Below are 16,082 nucleotides of genomic sequence, written 5' to 3'. Positions count from 1 at the left end.
TGGCAGTTTCCTATGTCAGTGCCGGGATCACGACGAGCTCGCGGAACCGGCCGGTCGCCCGGACCGAACGGGCAGCCTCGCCGCGCGGGCGCATGATCACCTCGACGTTGCCGATCGGCGCCAGGGTTACTCTGGTGCGGTAGGCGATCCGCGCTGCCGGCGACAGCTCCACCGAGCGCTTCGACAGGATGGTGGCCAACGCGATCTTCATCATCTGCAGGCCGAAGGTGACGCCGGGGCACATGTGGCCGCCTGCGCCGAATACCGTGTACTGGAACGGCGATGGCCGGATTGTGGCCCAGCGGTCCGGCCGAAAGCTGTCGGGATCGGGATAGAGCGATGGATCGCGGTTGATCGTCATGGCGCTGATCAAAACCAGATCGCCGCGGGTAATCGGCTCTGCGCCCAGTATCGTCGTCCTGGTCGCCCTGCGCATCTGCAAGGGCACCGGCGGGAAAAGCCGCATCGCTTCCCTGATCGTTGCGTCGAGCAGCGGCAGCGTGCCGATCCGGTTCATTGTAGCAGGCCTGCCGCCGGTTGCCGCGTCGATCTCCGCGACCAGTCCTGCCATGGCGTCCGGATGCTGGGTGAGCAGGATCACGGTCCAGGCCAGCGCGTTCTGGCAGGTGTCATAGGCAGCGCCGAAGACGAAGCTGACGATGCCGCCGATCAGTTCGACCGAGGGTGGCTTGCCCACCTCGTCGGTGTTGTTGACGAGGATCGACAGGATGTCCTGCGCGTCCTTGTTGCCGCGCTTTTCCTCCGCCCAGGAAAGGATGGCGCGTTCCTGACCCTCGGCCTCGCGGAGCCAGCGGAAGAAAGCGGGGGTGGGGACGATCCAGCTCGCCTGCATCGCCCGCGCAATCATCTCGGCGATCGGCATGGCGCGCCGGTGGTCGTCGCCGAAGAGAAGGCCGATCGCCAAATGCTTGGCCATCGTCTTTGCGGCCTCTGTCAGCGGAAAGGCGGCGCCGAGCGGCCAACTCGCGACCTGTTCAGCGGCGATCCGCGCCATCTCAGGGCTCATCGCCATGACGGCTGGTCGCTTCAGCGGCGGTGCGAAAAGTTTGCGATAGTGCTCATGACGTTCGCCGCGCAGTCTCGTCATGCCGTAGGACAGGCGTTGTGAGGCGCCCGACCTCTTGCTGGTCGCACTGATCTGGACGTTGCGCCAAGTCTCGGTATCGGACAGCATGGTCTTGTAGAGTTCGGCATCGGCGATCATGAAGACGCGGCGCGGCTTTGCCGCGGTCGAGTGCGGGTAGTCAGCGCGGATGAAGAGGCCGAAGGCGCGATGCGCGTTACGCGCTGCCGTCAGCGGCTCGGCCGCGAAACGGGCCATCAGCCCGAGCGTGCGCCATTTCCCCACTTTGTATGCCAGCATGCCCCACCCAAGCTCGACATAGCCGCAAGCTTACGGATGTCCCCTTGGGCATCCTAAGGAAAACGCTCCGGCGGTCCATAGCTAATGCAGGCCGACCGACATTGTGGAGCGCGCTGCGTGCTGGGACCTCACTCATCCGTGACTGGATCATGCCGGCTTCTACCCTATGTTGCGCGGCGGGAGTATTTCCAGAAGCCGAGGAGAGCGCGCCATGACGAAACCGAGCCCTGCCAGCCCAGCCGTCACGAGACCCGCCATTACCCAGGCGATGATCGACGCCTATGATGAATACACGCATCTGACGCTCGACCGGCGGCGCTTCATGGAACAGTTGACCAGGCTTGCCGGATCAGGTGCGGCGGCCGCCGCAATCGCACCACTGCTGGCGGCGAATTCAGCCCGGGCGGCGATCGTTGCCGAGGACGATTCACGCGTGACGGGCGAGGACATCAGCTATCCCGGCAGCGGTGGCGAGATGAAGGGCTATCTGGTCAAGCCAGCCGGCCAATCCGGCAAGCTCGGCACCGTCATCGTCGTGCATGAGAACAGAGGGCTCAACCCGCATATACGCGATGTGGCGCGGCGCGTGGCGCTGGAAGGGTTCGTGGCGCTCGCCCCGGACTTCCTGTCGCCGCTCGGCGGCACGCCGGCCGACGAAGACAAGGCGCGTGACCAGTTTTCCAAGCTCGATCCGGCGCAGACCACCGCCAATGCGGTCGCAACGGTCGCTTTCCTCAAGAGCTACGCGGATGGCAACGGCAAGGTCGGCGCGGTCGGCTTCTGCTGGGGCGGCGGCACGGTGAACACACTGGCTGCCAACACGCCGGATTTGGCTGCCGCTGTCGCCTATTACGGCATGCAGCCGAAGGCCGAGGATGTGCCGAAGATCAAGGCAGCGCTGCTGCTGCATTATGCCGGGCTCGACACCCGCATCAATGCCGGTATCGACGCCTTCAAGAAGGAACTCGATGCAGCCAAGGTCGAGCACACGGTCTATGTCTATGAAGGCGCCAATCATGCCTTCAACAACGACACATCAGCGGCCCGCTACGACAAGAACACAGCGGACCTCGCCTGGGGCCGGACGAGCACCTTCTTCAGGGAAAAGCTTGCCTGATCAGGCGTTTGCCGGTTTGTGGAAAGCGACGCCGGCCACCACCAGGGCGATGCCGAGGCAATCGGTGGAGCTGGGTATCTGGCGGAGCACAATGACGCCGATCAGCGTGGCGGTGACTGGCAGCAACGACAGCATCAGCGCGAAGCTCGATCGCGGCAGCCGCGACATGGCAAGCTGCTCGCAGATATAGGGGATGACCGACGAGCAGATGCCGACGCCGATGGCGGCGATGAGCAGTGGCGGGGCCGAGAAAGCCGGCAACGCATCGCTGAAGCCTATCGGCAGCACGATGAGGAAGGCCACCGCCATGGCGGCACCAAGGCCGGCGATGCCGTCGCCAGCGCCGGCGCGGGCGACGCGATGGCCAAGCACGATGTAGCCAACGAACAGGGCGCCGTTGAGGAAGGCCCAGAACAGGCCGATCGGGTCGCTCGACCATTTGACGTCGATCAGCAGCAAGGTGCCGATGACCGCAACGGCAAGCGCGCCGAGATTGCGCGGGCTTCTGACGCCGACCAGCGCGACACCGATGGTGCCGACGAATTCGATCGCCGCGACCAGCGAGATCGGCAACCGGTCGAGCGCCAGGTAGAAGGAGCAATTCATCACGCCCAGACAAGCACCAAAGGCCAGAAGCAACAGTCGTGTCGGCCGGTCGGCGCGGGCAAAGACCGTCCACGGCCGGGTCATTGGCGCGAAGACCAGGGCGGCCGTGACGATGCGCAGCCAGGCCATGCCGAGCACGCCGACATGCGGGAAAAGCAGCACGGCGAAAGCCGGCCCGAGATAATGGAACACAGCGCTGACACCGAACCAGACATGCGGCGGCAGCGAGCTCGCCAGCTTGCCAAAGACTGGGCCGGCGAGGGCAGGGATTGCAGCTGGGGCTTGCACTGGATCATCCATTGAATCATTATCGCAGGCAATCTTTCCGTTTTATATGGACAGTGATCAGCCAAAGAGACCATTGGTTTTCCAATGCCAAGGAGTTTTCGTTGAAACGCCTTCGAAACGAAAATGCCGATCTGGATGCCGCGGATCTGAAAATCCTGCGCCTGCTGGAAAAGGATGCGCGCACCAGCACGGCTGAACTTGCGCGCTCGGTCGGCCTGTCGGCGCCGAGCGTGGCCGAGCGCATCCGGCGGCTGCAGGAGAGCGGCGTGATCGAGGCCTACACGGTGCGGATCAATCCGGCCGCGCTCGGCATGAAACTATCGGCATGGCTGCGGATCAGGCCGGTGCCCGGGCAACTGGCAGTGGTGGCCGAGATCATCCGCGATTTGCCGGAAATCGCCCAGTGCGACCGGGTGACCGGCGAGGACTGTTTCATCGCGCTGGCGCATGTCGGCTCGGTGGCCGAGCTCGAACGGGTGATCGACCGCATCATTCCGTTTGCAATGACCAACACCGCGATCATCCAGTCGTCACCGGTGGTGGCGCGCTCGCCGCTGTGGGCGCTGAAGCGGCAACCTTGAGAGCCACGTATCCGATCGACACTTTTCTGGCGCTGTGGTCAATGCCTCAGTCGAGGACGATTCGCTCGCTGATCTGGAAGCAGCGATCGAGCGGTATGGCAGGCTCAGTGAGCAAGAGCTGGGCGAGAAAGAACTGGGAGCGGCAGGCGCGCGGAACCGAGCAACAAAGGATTCCACACAATAGGTCGCTAGGCCTTTTCGAAATACATGTATCCGACTTGGCCAGTGCCTCCATGGTTCATGCCTACGATCCAGAATGCGTCCTGATCATAGTGTCGTATTTGATGCCTGCTGATCAGATTTCGTATCAATTGTGATGTCGAATGGATGTCATCAAGTTTGGGCGCCACGTTCTTACCCAAGTTCTTGACGGAGCCCTTGTGCAGTATTTCTCCGCACCTCCTGTAGAGTGCGACAAGACCGTCTCTGGTCAACGCATCTCCGTTGAATCTCGTGATCATGCCATGTGGCACGTCTTGAGCGGCCAGAGGCTCCGGGAAGAAGTCAGGGTAGGCTTTTGCCATTTCGTTTACGATTTTGTCTGCCTGATAATCCTTCCTTACCCTCGTAATGTTAGGGACGTTGTCGTGCATCACAGCACACCCTAGAGCTATAAGTTCGCATACCATCCTAATTTGTAGGTAACAGCTCTCTTCTCTCAAGTTCGCAGGCGTTTGGAGTTGGCCAGACATCAGGTAATCCAACCACGCGAAACGAACTTTAATTTCCTCCATCAACTTGATGTACGTCAGCACGGATTGTTCGTTTACTGCCATGGTCATCAGCTCTGTTTGAAGTTTATACATCTGGCGCAGATTTACCGGCTGCTGCGGCAAGATCTTTCTCGGGCCGGAGATGTTCGAAGAAGTGAAGACGGACTGAGATCATCGAATACTTTTAATCGAGATCAAGGACGACTGCTGCCCTGCATTGATGGCGGCTTTGCCTTCTACCGAAGCCATCCAGTTGCGCACGCCCGCAATTATGTCCGTGCAGAAAATGTCGACTTGCAACTGCAAGGTGTCGTCAATCTGGTTGCAATGTATCATGCCTGCACCAACTGGGGGCGGCTCAACAATCATGAAGTCTTTCAGCGCCTTTCGAGCGCGCTGGTCTTCAATGTTGTCCCGCCCCTCGTGAGACAGCGCGCATCTGAGAGAATAACAGTCTGCTCCCGAAAGAAAAACGTGACGCTGGTGGGACGGCCCGATCTCATGGGTGTAGCGGGGCCCTACCCACCGGTCGAACCATTCAATGTATCTCTCCGTCGATTTTGCGTTCGATTTTTCCAACCTTCCGCAGATGTCAGGCAGCAAAAGGCTTAGGCTGAGTGCTGAAAGCCAGTTCTTTTCCTTCAGTGACTTAGACACTGCGTCGACAAATCGATCCATCCCAAGCTCCTCCAGCTGAAGATTAGCACAATAGTGCAGTTTCCCGACGCTGTAACCGTCGCGGGAACGCGTTGGCGCGACGGCAGAAGTGCCGGCAAGCGGAGGAGGCAGCGCAAGCTGGGAGCTATTTCACAATGGCGGCGGTCAGACGTGGCCGCGTTTCGAGCGCGCCTGTTTTAGTATGGCGCGCCAGCGGATCATGGCGAAGGGGATCGGCTCGTTGTTGTTGGCGATGTGGAAGATCTCGTTGTTGAGGTTCTTCAGTGAGCGCCAGAAGTCATAGTCGCTGATGCGTGGGTCGGCCGCCAGCCTGTCCGCCTCGACCTTGATGTCGGTTTTCATGCACGTTCCCCGAACCGCTTCCGCCCAGCCGCCCGTATCGCAACTCGATACGGACGGTTCTCGACCGCCGTGCTGAGTCGTTCAACGCCTCAATTCGGCTTGTTCACGTTAAAACCTCGGTAAGGTTAACGGCGGTCGGGTCGCGGTTCAAGCCGGCTTACGACGAATGGCTGTCAGTCAACAGCGGATAGTGGCTTTAGGGCAACGACACGCATGAAAACAACGGCTTAGCATTGCCCTCGGAACACTTTTAACCGCGGCGCGCCTTGATACCGATCGAACGGCCGGCGCGCTCCGGCATCGGCAGCGCGCCATGGGCGGCGCGCATGGCCTCGATCCTGGCCAGGACATCAGCCGGGAAGGGCGCCACTTTCGGCCCGGACATGTCGACATGCAGCGACAGCGATTCGGAAGTGGCGGCGAGCCAGCCGTCGACATGGCGGATTTCCTGATAGGCTCTCAGCCGCTTTTCGTCGTGATCGAGGAGCTGGAAGGAGACTATGACCTTGTTGTCGAGATGCAGCTCCCTGACATAGCAGACATGGACTTCGGCCGTGTAGATGGTCAGCCGCCGCTGCTTCACATACTCCTCCATCCCCATTCCCATCATTTCGAACGCTTTGTCGGAGCAGCGATCGAACAGCACGTTGTAATAGGCCATGTTGAGATGGCCGTTGTAGTCGATCCAGTCCTTTTCGATGGCCATGGCACGAGAGACGAAGGGGGCGGGGATGGGCATCGAAAACTTCCTTCTCGCTGGACAGAGCGTGGTCGGTGAGACTACGCATCCATAAACGAATAACGAGAGTGGGCGCTGGTCCATTCGCGGAGGAATCGATGGCTCTGAGCGACCTCAATCCGGTCGAGCGCAATGAAGAAGGGATCGCCGCGGTGCTCGGCATCCTCAAGCAGCGGCTGGGTGAGCGGTTCCAGACCGGCGAGGCGATCCGCGCGCAGCACGCGCATACCACCACCTATATCCCGACCCAGGCGCCGGATGGCGTGGCGTTTCCGGAGACGACGGCGGAGGTGCAGGAGATCGTGCGCGCCTGCGCAGCGCACCGCGTGCCGGTGATCGCCTTCGGCGTCGGCTCCTCGCTGGAGGGCCACACCAACGCGCCGGGCGGCGGCATCTCGCTGGACACGTCGCGGATGAACCGCATCCTCGCAGTCAACCCGCAGGATCTCGACTGCACGGTCGAGCCCGGCGTGACGCGCGAGGATCTCAACCGGCACCTGCGCGACACCGGCCTGTTCTTCCCGATCGATCCGGGCGCGAATGCGTCGCTCGGCGGCATGGCGGCGACGCGGGCGTCGGGCACCAATGCGGTGCGCTACGGCACGATGCGCGAGAATGTGTTGTCGCTGACGGCGGTGATGGCCGACGGCGAGACGGTGACGACCGGAAAGCGCGCAAAAAAGAGTTCGGCCGGTTACGATTTGACGCGGCTCCTGATCGGCTCGGAAGGCACGCTCGGCATCATCACCCAGCTGACCCTGAAGCTGCAGGGCATTCCGCAGGCGATTTCCGGCGGCGTCTGCCCGTTTCCCAGCGTCGAGGCGGCCTGCAACGCTGTGATCGCGACGATCCAGATGGGCATTCCGGTGGCGCGCATCGAACTGGTCAACGCGCTGCAGATGCGGGCGATGAAGAGCTATTCGAAACTCGACTATCCCGAAAGCCCGTGCCTGTTCGTCGAGTTCCATGGCAGCGACGCCGGCGTTGCCGAGCAGGCCGAGACCTTCGGCATGATCGCCGAAGAATATGGCGGCGGACCATTCCTGTGGACCAGTGTCGCCGAGGAGCGAACGAAGCTGTGGAAGGCCAGGCACGACGCCTATTGGTCGTCGCTGACGCTGCGGCCGGGCGCCAAGGGGCTGTCGACCGACGTCTGCGTGCCGATCTCGCGCTTTGCCGAATGCGTCACGCAAACCGAGGCCGACATTGCCGAAATGGGACTGATCGCGCCGATCGTCGGCCATGCCGGTGACGGCAATTTCCATGTGCTGGTGCTGATGGACGCGGACGATCCGAAGGAAATCGCGGCGACGGAAGAGTTTGTCGCGCGGCTGAACATGCGGGCGATCGGCATGGATGGAACCTGCACCGGCGAGCACGGCATCGGACAGGGCAAGGTCGGCTTCCTGCGCCATGAGCTCGGCCACAGCGTCGACATCATGCGCACGATCAAGCAAGCGCTCGACCCGCTGAATATCATGAACCCTGGGAAGATACTGCCGGCCGCATAGTGGACGAAGATCAAATGGTGCTCGGCTTGACCGCACCACCATTTGGACCGAGGCTCCAAGGACATGAGGTTTTGAGGCAGGCGTCACAGACGGAGGAATGGTGTCATGGCGATTTCACGCAAGGAAGAGGCTCGAGCGCTAAGCGCCGACGAACATGCTCTCGTCGAGAAGTCGCACCATCCGGCGGTGCAGGATCTTGCCGACGCCGAGCTTTCCGGCCTGGTCAAGCTGTTGCGGGAGCGGCGCGACAAGGCGCAGGGCGAGGCGCATCGGCGCCGCCGCGAGATACGCGGCAAGGGTGCGCCAAAAGGAGCTGCCGCCTCAAAGGCCGACGGTGGCTCGCAGCTGAAGCTCGAGGTTCTGGCGATGGCCATGCGGCGGCTCAATGGCGAGGCCGAACGCCGCCGCCAGTTGGCGGCGCGTGTTTCGCTGGTCGACAATGCACGCAAGGCGCTGTCCATGAAGCAAGGCGCTGCGGCAGACGGTCCTGAGTTCAACACGCGCACCGCACACAAAGGCATGCGGGCGGTGGTGAACCAGAGGGCGCCGAACCTGGTTCGGCCGATGGAACTCGGCCGACAGCGCAAGGCGGCCAAGGTGGCGCAGGCAAAGCGCGACGCTCGCTGAGTTTTCTTGGCTACCATCTTTTGCTCTAGAAGCCTGTCGGCCGGGAAATTGCCACTTTATCGACACGCGGATGCGGGTAGAGTGCGGCTGATTTTCAATCAACTGCTTCGGAGCTGATGCTCGCACGCCTGTTCGTGATCTTCGGTGGCCTTTTCGTGCTGGTGCTGTGTGCGGCGCTGGTGGTGCCGTATTTTATCGACTGGACGGGCTACCGTGCCGATTTCGAGCGCGAGGCGAGCGCCATTCTGGGCCGCAAGGTAACCGTTCAAGGCGATGCGACGGCGAAACTGCTGCCGTTTCCCTCGGTGACCTTCTCGAACGTCACCGTTGCCGGCGGCCCCGGCGGCCAGCCGGCAATGACCGTCGAGACCTTTTCGATGGATGCGGAACTGGCGCCCTTCCTGAGCGGCGAGGTGCTGATCTTCGACATGCGGCTGGTGCGGCCGAAGGCGACGATCGACGTTGCCGCCGATGGCACGGTCGACTGGGCGATACGCCCGTCGTCGCCCTTCGATCCCGGCCAGATCTCGATCGAGAAGCTGACAGTGACGGACGGAGAGATCGCGCTGCGCCATGCCGCCGGCGGGCGCAGCCATCTCATTTCCGAGATCAATTCGACGATCTCTGCCAAATCGCTGGCCGGGCCTTGGCGGATGGACGGCTCGCTGCGGCTCGACGGCCTGCGCAGCACCGTCATCGCGTCCACAGGCAGGGCCGGCGGCGACGGGCAGATGCGGCTCAGGCTCAAGGCCGATCCGGATGCCTATCCGCTGGTCGTCGAGGCCGACGGCAATGCCGGTATCGTCAACGGCGCCGCGATCTATTCGGGCCAGTTCAAGGTCGCAGGTTCTGACAAGAATGGCGCCGACAAGAGTTCGGCGCTGATTGACGGCGCGGACAGTGGGACGATAAAGGCCAGCGCCGGCAAGCCGGAGCCGGGATTCAGGCTGAACGGCAAATTCTCGCTCGACCACCGGAAGCTTGGTGTCGATGAATTCCGCTTCGAGACCGGGCCGCTCGACAATCCTTACACCGCCGACGGCAAGGCTGCCGTCGAGCTTGGGCCGAACCCTCGCTTTTCGATCGAGGCCAATGGCGCGCAGGTACAGTTCGATGAGGCGGTTGGTGCCCCGGCCGGCACTGGGCTGACGCTGTCGGCGCGTGTCGCGGCGTTGGAGCAGGCGCTGCTCGATTTGCCGAAGCCGACCATACCGGGCACCGTCGAGGTGAAGCTGCCGGCGGTGGTGGCCGGCGACACGACGGTTCGCGACGTCCGCCTTTCCGCCGAGCCGGCCGATGCCGGCTGGTCGGTGAAGTCGCTGGCCGCGACGCTGCCCGGCCGCGCTAGGCTGGAAGCAAACGGCATGCTTAGCGTCGAGGATCATTTCGGCTTCACCGGCTCGCTGCTTCTGGCCGTGGGGCAGCCTTCCGGCTTTGCCGCCTGGCTGTCGAAGGATGTCGACGAGGCGATCCGCCGGCTGCCGGCCGCCGGCTTCAAGGCCAAGGTCGACCTGACCGGTAAGCGCCAGGCCTTCAGCGACCTCGAGCTCGTTCTCGGCAAGGCGAAATTTTTGGGCCGCATCGATTCCAGCCAGCCCGACGATGCCAGGCCGTCGGTGCTGATGCGGCTCGAAGGTGGCGAGCTCGATGTCGACGGCCTCGCCGCCTTCGCCTCGATCTTCATCAGCGACAAGGGTGCCAACCGTTTTTCCGACCGCGACCTCGATTTTCAGATCAAGGCTGGGCCGGTCAATGCCGGCGGGTTGACCGCCGATACGGTCGATACGGCGCTGAGATTGCGCGACGGTCTGCTCGAAATCGACCGGCTCTCGGTTGGCGGGCTTGCCGGCGCCTCGATCAGCGCCACCGGCCGGATCAAGGATTTCCCAGCGAGCCCGACCGGCAAGCTCGATGCCTCCGTGGTCGCCGTCGACCTCAAGCCGTTGGTCGATGTCGCGGCGCAGCACTATCCGGGCAACGCCGTGCTGAAGGGGCTGGCAGCGCGTGGGGCGGCCTATCCCGAGCTGTTCCAGGATGCGCGGGTCGATCTGGTGACGAGTGCCGCCGCCAATGGCGATGGCACGACGGGACTGGCGGTCAGCGCGCAAGGCAAGGCAGGCGGCTCGGCGTTTTCGGCGTCGCTGTCCGGCAAAGGGGTAGCCGATCGGCTTTTCGAGGCACCGGTGTCGCTGACGTTCAACGCCAGGAATGCCGACGCAACCGCGCTCCTAGCGCTTTACGGCCTGCCGGCGCTGCCGCTCGGCATGGTTGGCGAGGCGACCACCGACATCTCGGCAAGAGGCACGCTTGGCGGCGGCATGATGACGAGCTTCAGCCTCGCCGGCGACGACTTCAAAGCCGGCTTCGACGGGACGGTTGCCGGCACGCCACAAGGCCCCACCGCCAAGGGCAAGGTCAGCCTGGAAGCCGCCGACATCGAGCCGTGGCTGATGACGACAGGCGTCGGCTTGCCGAGCATGGGGACAGGCATGTCGACGTGGCTTGCGGCCGACGCCGACTTCGGCAATGGCCTTCTGGTGTTGTCCGGCCTCAGCGGCGCCATCAACGAGGCGGCGGTTTCAGGTGACGTCAATGTCGACGTCAAGGACGGGGTGCCGCATCTTGCTGGCGCGCTGGCGCTCGATGAACTGGATCTCGATCCGATGGCGGTGGCATTGTTTGGCGACCAGGCCTTGCTGAGCACCGGCGGGGCTTGGCCGACCGCCCCATTCGGCCGGAAGTCCAGCCTGCCGTTCACCGCCGAACTCGACCTGACCACGGCATCGCTGGTCGCCGGCCCGTTTGCCACAGCTTATGACGCGGCGCTTTCGCTGAAGCTCGACCAGGAAGGCATCCGCGTCTCGGACCTCAAGGCAAAGTTCTCCGGCGGTGCGCTTTCCGGGCTATTCGAGCTGAAGAACAATGACGGCACCGGGCTTTTCTCCGGCCAGATGAAACTTGCCGGGGCCGATCTGGCCACCGTAGTGCCACAGGCCGGCATCAGCGGAAGCGGCGATTTCTCGGCGACGCTTTCGACCAGCGGCAAATCGGTCGATGCGATGATTGCGGCGCTGTCCGGTTCCGGCACGGCGGCGCTGAAGGGCTTGACTGTTGCCGGCGTCAATCCTGACGCCTTTGGCGCCTTCATCGCCAAGGCCGACGCGATCGGGCGCGATATCGATGCGGCCAAGACCGCCGGTTTCGCGCCGCAGATTGCCGCAAACGGCAGTTTTCCGGCTGGGGATACGGACATTGCCTTCACAATTGCCGGCGGCACGCTGAGGGCACCGCCGGTCAATCTTGAAAATCCGGCGGCGACGCTGTCCGCCGACATCACGGCGGACCTGAATGCCAGCACGGTCGCCACCAGTGGTTCGATCACTTATCGGCCCGGCGACGAAGCGCTGGTCGGCTCCGATCCGACTGTGAATTTCAGCGTCGATGGGCCGTTTGGCGCCGCGAAGCGGCAATTCGACAGTGAGCCGCTGGCGCAGTTTCTGACCCAGCGCGCACTTGAAAAGGAGCAGCAGCGGGTCGAGGCCATGCAGGCGGCACTGCTTGAAAAACAGCGGTTGCGGCGCGAGGTGCGCTACTACGCGGCCCTGCAGGCCGAGCGTGACAGGGCAGCCGAGGAATTGCGCAAGCAGCAGGAAGCGGCGCGGCTGCAAGCCGAGGCAGATGCGAGGGCGAAGGCTGAAGCCGAGGCAAAGGCTCAAGCCGAGGCAAAGGCTCAAGCCGAGGCAAAGGCTCAGGCCGAAGCAGAGGCGAAGGCCAGGGCGGATGCGCAGGCGAAAGCTGAAGCCGAGGCAAAGGCCAGGGCGGATGCGCAGGCGAAAGCTGAAGCCGAGGCAAAGGCTCAGGCTGAAGCGGAAGCGAAAGCCAAGGCGGATGCGCAGGCGATGGCTGAAGCCGAGGCCAAAGCGAAGACCGAGGCGGAGGCAAGGGCCAAGGCGGATGCCGAAGCGAAGGCCAAGGCGGCGCAAAAAGCGGCGGACGAGGCGGCTAAGGCCGAAGAACAGCAACGCCGGAAGGCGGAAGAGGCGATGCGGATCGCTTCGGAAGAAAAGGCCAAACTCGACGCCGAACGCAGGGTCGCCGCCGAACGTAGGGCCGCCGCGGCGCGGGCGCAGAAAGTGGAGCGCGCGCCTCAACCGCCGCCGGCCAATGACAACCCACCGCCAGCAGAATCCGCGCCAAAACCCAAGCTTGAACCTTCGTCGATCGACAGTCTGCTGAAGTCGCTGGGCGGCGGGTAGATCTACCTTTTCATCCCTCGCTTCGCCCAATCCAAGACGTAGAGCCTGAGCGCCGAAGACAGGTTGGCATCGCGCGGCCGGGCCTCGTCGATTTCGGCGACGAGGGCGGCGAGCGTCAGTTTGCGCGCTGCCGCAATGGCGACGAGATCGTCGAAAAACGGCCTTTCGAGCGAATAGCTGGTGCGATGGCCGCGTATGGTCACCGAGCGTTTCTCGACCGGGCTCACCGGGCGTGACTCACTTCACTTCAAGCATCGGATTTGTCCGAAAACCGCGGCGCACTTTTCGGTCCGATGTTGGGGGAATCCGGATCGCTCGAGGTTTTGCGGCGATGGCCGGCGACGAATTTCTCTGCCTTGTCGGCGATCAGACGGTCACGCTCCCGGTCGGCCTTGGAACGGCCGTGCAGCGTCCGGTTCTGTTCGGCCAGGCGCTCCTTGTCGGCTCGTGCCTTCTGCTTGCGGGCCTGGCGGAGGTTGACGATGTCGGCCATGTCGCGCGGCCCGTCGGATCACTTCTTACGGAAGGCGTCGAGCGACACCACCTCGGCGCCCTTGGCGGCGGGGTCGGCCGCGGCAGGCTTCTTTTCGGCCTCAGTGGTCTTCTTCTTCTCAGGCTTTTTCTCGGCGACGATGGCCAGTGGTTCGGAAGCGGGCTGGCCGGCCAATTCCTCATCCGCCGAGGTCTCCGTCTTCACGTCGAATTCGAGCTCGAAATTGACGGACGGGTCGTAAAAGCCGCGCACGGCCGAGAACGGGATTTCCAGTTTTTCCGGCACGTCGGAGAAGGACAGCCCGACCTCGAAGCCTGTGTCGGTCACCTTCAGGTCCCAATACTGGAACTGGATGACAATGGTCATCTGTTCGGGATAGCGCTCGCGCAAGCGGGAAGACACGCGCACGCCCGGGGCGCCGGTCAGGAAAGTGATGAAGAAATGATGGTTGCCGGGAAGGCCGGTGCGCGCGACCTCGGCCAGGACCTTGCGCATGACGCCGCGCAATGCCTCCTGGGCCAGAATGTCGTAGCGGATGTGGTCGTCGGCCATGTGGCTGTCGGGTTCCATTGAATCGTCTGCATAGCTGTAATCAAGCTTGAGCGCGGCGTAAACCGGATATAGACGCCGGCAGGGCAGATGCGAGAGGGCATGCCTCAGATTTGATCGCTCAAGCGCTGGTGAGGGCGTTGTGCTTTTGCGCATCGGCAGCCGGCTGCCGTTTGCCGAAGGCGCGCAGGAAGGTGCGCACGCCGTGTGTCGCCGATTGCAGCACCTCGTCGTCATCAGGCGTGCCGCCGAGCATGAAGGTCGTCTGCAATTCGGCATTGGCAAGAGCCAGGAACTGGCGTGCCGCGACATCAGGGTCATCGATGTCGAGGAAACCGGCATGGGCGAGGCGGGCGAAGCGGGCGGCGATCGCTGGCCATGTCCTGCCCGGTCCCTGTTCTCGCCATTCGGCGAAGAGTTCGGGATAGCGCTCGCCCTCGGTCTGGATCAGCTTGCGCAGGAATTTTCCATCGCGGTTGCAGACACAGTTGCGGTTCATGCGCACGGCGAAGGCGATCAGATCGGCTTCAAGATCCTTGGGCTGGTCGGGAAAGGTGGAAATGGTGGCGAAGATGCCGGCATTGCAGCGCTCGGTGAGGTCGCGGACGATGGCGACGAAGAGTTTCTCCTTGTCGCCATGGTGGTTGTAGATCGTCTGGCGCGAAACGCCGGCCTCGGCGGCGATCATGTCGATGTTGGCGCCGGCGAAGCTTTCGCGGCAGAACACCTCGCCGGCGGCGTCCATGATGGAGACGCGCTTGGCCTCGTGGCCGCGTGGCGGGATGGTGTCAGGAGAAACGTTGGTTTTCATAAAAACTATATAGAGGTGATTGACGAATTAGACAAGAGTGTCTAAATTTATGGACTTAGATTGAAGGGGTTTCCTGCAGAAGAAGTCGGAATTCCACGGGATGGAACGTCCTAGGATTACACGCCGGTCGGCGGCAAACCAGATTTGAAAGAACCCGCTATCATGAATCCCCAATTCCTCCGCATCGCGGTCGTGCTCGGCCTATTGTCCGCGATCGGTCCGTTCGCCATCGACATGTATCTTCCGGCGCTGCCTTCGATCGGCGCGGATCTGCAGGCCAGCACCGCTGCCGTGCAGATGAGTTTGCTGATCTTCTTTCTGTCCATGGGCTTTGGCCAGATCGTCGTCGGACCGATCTCCGACATGGTCGGGCGTAAGCTGCCGCTCTATGGCGGCCTCGCGCTGTTCATGGTCGGCGGCATCGGCTCGGCGCTGGCGCCCTCGGTCGAATGGCTGATCGCCTTCCGTTTTCTGCAAGGGCTCGGCGCCAGCGCAGGCATGGCGGTGCCTCGTGCCATCGTGCGTGACCTGCACACCGGCACCGAAGCTGCCAAGCTGATGTCGCTCTTGATGCTGGTGTTTTCGGTGTCGCCGATCCTGGCGCCGCTGACCGGTAGCGTCATCATCGAGAATTTCGGCTGGCGTGCCGTGTTCTGGACGGTAACGGGTGGAGCGATGCTTGCCACCATTCTGCTGGCGACCTCGCTCAAGGAGACGCGGCCGGTCGAGGCGCGCGCAGGCAGTTCGTTCGGCACCGCGCTCTCGGCCTATCGCTTCCTGATGGGCGACCGCAACTTCCTTGGCCTGGCGTCTATCGGCGGCTTCGGGATTGCGAGCTTCTTCGTCTATCTGTCGAGCTCGTCTTTCATCCTGATCGACCATTACGGGCTGTCTCCGTCGGTCTACAGCGTGTTCTTCTCGATCAACGCGGTCGCCTTCATCGGCATGTCGCAGTTGACGGGGGTTTTGTCCGAGCGGTTCGGGCTAAGGCCCGTGGTGCGCGTCGCGGTGGTCGGCTATGCGACGACGATGGTGGTGCTGTTCGCCGTGATGGCGTCTGGCGTCGACCGGCTCGATGTGATGGCGGTGCTGCTGTTCGTCGGCTACGGGTTCCTCGGCCTGGTGATCCCGACGACTTCGGTGCTGGCCATGGAAGAGCATGGCGCGATCGCCGGCACGGCCTCGGCGCTGATGGGCACGCTGCACTTCGCCATCGGTGCGGTCGCCATGGGCATCGCCGGGGTGTTCTTCGACGGCACACCGCTGCCGATGGTGGCCGGCATCACGCTTTGCGCGGTGATCTCCTTCACGCTGGCCAAGGTGACGCTCGGTCGTGGTCGAGAGGTTGTCGAAGCGCCCGCCGAATAAAGCAATCGCTATCGACGAC

Annotated in this window: 16 protein-coding genes; 6 read left to right on the top strand and 10 right to left on the bottom strand. The window is 62.9% G+C overall.

Annotated elements, in window-relative coordinates; translation table 11 throughout:
- Positions 1-10: 10 nt before the first annotated feature.
- Complete coding sequence (locus EN885_RS21445) at positions 11-1,384, bottom strand: cytochrome P450 (RefSeq protein ID WP_126105913.1); 1,374 nt, start codon at positions 1,382-1,384, stop codon at positions 11-13.
- A gap of 211 nt (positions 1,385-1,595) precedes the next feature.
- On the opposite strand from EN885_RS21445, the gene EN885_RS21440 reads away from it, so the two are divergent.
- A complete protein-coding gene (locus EN885_RS21440) occupies positions 1,596-2,501 on the top strand; it encodes a dienelactone hydrolase family protein (protein ID WP_126105914.1) in 906 nt (301 codons plus the stop codon).
- Here EN885_RS21440 and EN885_RS21435 read toward each other — a convergent pair whose 3' ends face one another.
- On the bottom strand, positions 2,502-3,407 hold the full coding sequence (locus EN885_RS21435) for a DMT family transporter (RefSeq protein WP_128243149.1): 906 nt from the start codon (positions 3,405-3,407) through the stop codon (positions 2,502-2,504). It lies immediately after the preceding gene.
- 89 nt (positions 3,408-3,496) lie between these two features.
- On the opposite strand from EN885_RS21435, the gene EN885_RS21430 reads away from it, so the two are divergent.
- Positions 3,497-3,976: an Lrp/AsnC family transcriptional regulator gene (locus tag EN885_RS21430; protein WP_128243148.1), complete on the top strand. Its 480-nt coding sequence runs from the start codon at positions 3,497-3,499 to the stop codon at positions 3,974-3,976.
- Positions 3,977-4,164: 188 nt separating this feature from the next.
- On the opposite strand, the gene EN885_RS21425 is transcribed toward EN885_RS21430, so the two are convergent.
- The 4 genes from EN885_RS21425 to EN885_RS21410 form a co-directional block, all read right to left on the bottom strand.
- Positions 4,165-4,812 (bottom strand): hypothetical protein, encoded by a 648-nt coding sequence (locus tag EN885_RS21425; protein WP_126105917.1) that lies wholly within the window; start codon positions 4,810-4,812, stop codon positions 4,165-4,167.
- Positions 4,813-4,860: 48 nt separating this feature from the next.
- Entirely contained in the window at positions 4,861-5,367 is a 507-nt protein-coding gene (locus tag EN885_RS21420; RefSeq protein WP_128243147.1) for a hypothetical protein, read from the bottom strand.
- A 144-nt stretch (positions 5,368-5,511) separates the two neighbouring features.
- Positions 5,512-5,709 (bottom strand): hypothetical protein, encoded by a 198-nt coding sequence (locus EN885_RS21415; protein WP_126105919.1) that lies wholly within the window; start codon positions 5,707-5,709, stop codon positions 5,512-5,514.
- Positions 5,710-5,959: 250 nt separating this feature from the next.
- Positions 5,960-6,448 (bottom strand): thioesterase family protein, encoded by a 489-nt coding sequence (locus EN885_RS21410; RefSeq protein WP_128243146.1) that lies wholly within the window; start codon positions 6,446-6,448, stop codon positions 5,960-5,962.
- Between the two features lie 98 nt (positions 6,449-6,546).
- Here EN885_RS21410 and EN885_RS21405 point away from each other — a divergent pair, with 98 nt between their 5' ends.
- From EN885_RS21405 to EN885_RS21395, 3 genes are all read left to right on the top strand, one after another.
- Complete coding sequence (locus tag EN885_RS21405) at positions 6,547-7,959, top strand: FAD-linked oxidase C-terminal domain-containing protein (RefSeq protein ID WP_126105921.1); 1,413 nt, start codon at positions 6,547-6,549, stop codon at positions 7,957-7,959.
- A gap of 105 nt (positions 7,960-8,064) precedes the next feature.
- The gene (locus EN885_RS21400) at positions 8,065-8,586 is read left to right on the top strand and encodes a hypothetical protein (protein ID WP_126105922.1); all 522 of its coding nucleotides are present in this window, start codon (positions 8,065-8,067) and stop codon (positions 8,584-8,586) included.
- A 116-nt stretch (positions 8,587-8,702) separates the two neighbouring features.
- The gene (locus EN885_RS21395) at positions 8,703-12,842 is read left to right on the top strand and encodes an AsmA-like C-terminal region-containing protein (RefSeq protein ID WP_128335214.1); all 4,140 of its coding nucleotides are present in this window, start codon (positions 8,703-8,705) and stop codon (positions 12,840-12,842) included.
- Positions 12,843-12,844: 2 nt separating this feature from the next.
- Here the strand turns inward: EN885_RS21395 and EN885_RS21390 are convergent, their stop codons facing one another.
- The 4 genes from EN885_RS21390 to EN885_RS21375 all read right to left on the bottom strand — a co-directional run bounded on the left by EN885_RS21390 (position 12,845) and on the right by EN885_RS21375 (position 14,695).
- Positions 12,845-13,069: a ribbon-helix-helix domain-containing protein gene (locus EN885_RS21390; RefSeq protein ID WP_128243753.1), complete on the bottom strand. Its 225-nt coding sequence runs from the start codon at positions 13,067-13,069 to the stop codon at positions 12,845-12,847.
- Positions 13,070-13,089: 20 nt separating this feature from the next.
- Complete coding sequence (locus EN885_RS21385; protein ID WP_095483369.1) at positions 13,090-13,335, bottom strand: DUF4169 family protein; 246 nt, start codon at positions 13,333-13,335, stop codon at positions 13,090-13,092.
- 18 nt (positions 13,336-13,353) lie between these two features.
- Positions 13,354-13,887, bottom strand: a complete 534-nt coding sequence (locus tag EN885_RS21380; RefSeq protein WP_128243789.1) for an SspB family protein — start codon at positions 13,885-13,887, stop codon at positions 13,354-13,356.
- Between the two features lie 118 nt (positions 13,888-14,005).
- Positions 14,006-14,695: a TetR/AcrR family transcriptional regulator gene (locus EN885_RS21375; RefSeq protein WP_128243754.1), complete on the bottom strand. Its 690-nt coding sequence runs from the start codon at positions 14,693-14,695 to the stop codon at positions 14,006-14,008.
- 162 nt (positions 14,696-14,857) lie between these two features.
- On the opposite strand from EN885_RS21375, the gene EN885_RS21370 reads away from it, so the two are divergent.
- A complete protein-coding gene (locus EN885_RS21370) occupies positions 14,858-16,063 on the top strand; it encodes a multidrug effflux MFS transporter (protein ID WP_128243755.1) in 1,206 nt (401 codons plus the stop codon).
- The last annotated feature ends 19 nt before the right edge of the window (positions 16,064-16,082 follow it).

Source organism: Mesorhizobium sp. M6A.T.Cr.TU.014.01.1.1 (assembly GCF_004022765.1).
In the GTDB taxonomy this organism is placed as follows: domain Bacteria; phylum Pseudomonadota; class Alphaproteobacteria; order Rhizobiales; family Rhizobiaceae; genus Mesorhizobium; species Mesorhizobium mediterraneum.
Note: the sequence above shows the minus strand (reverse complement) of the source record. Positions and strands in the feature narration are given on the sequence as shown.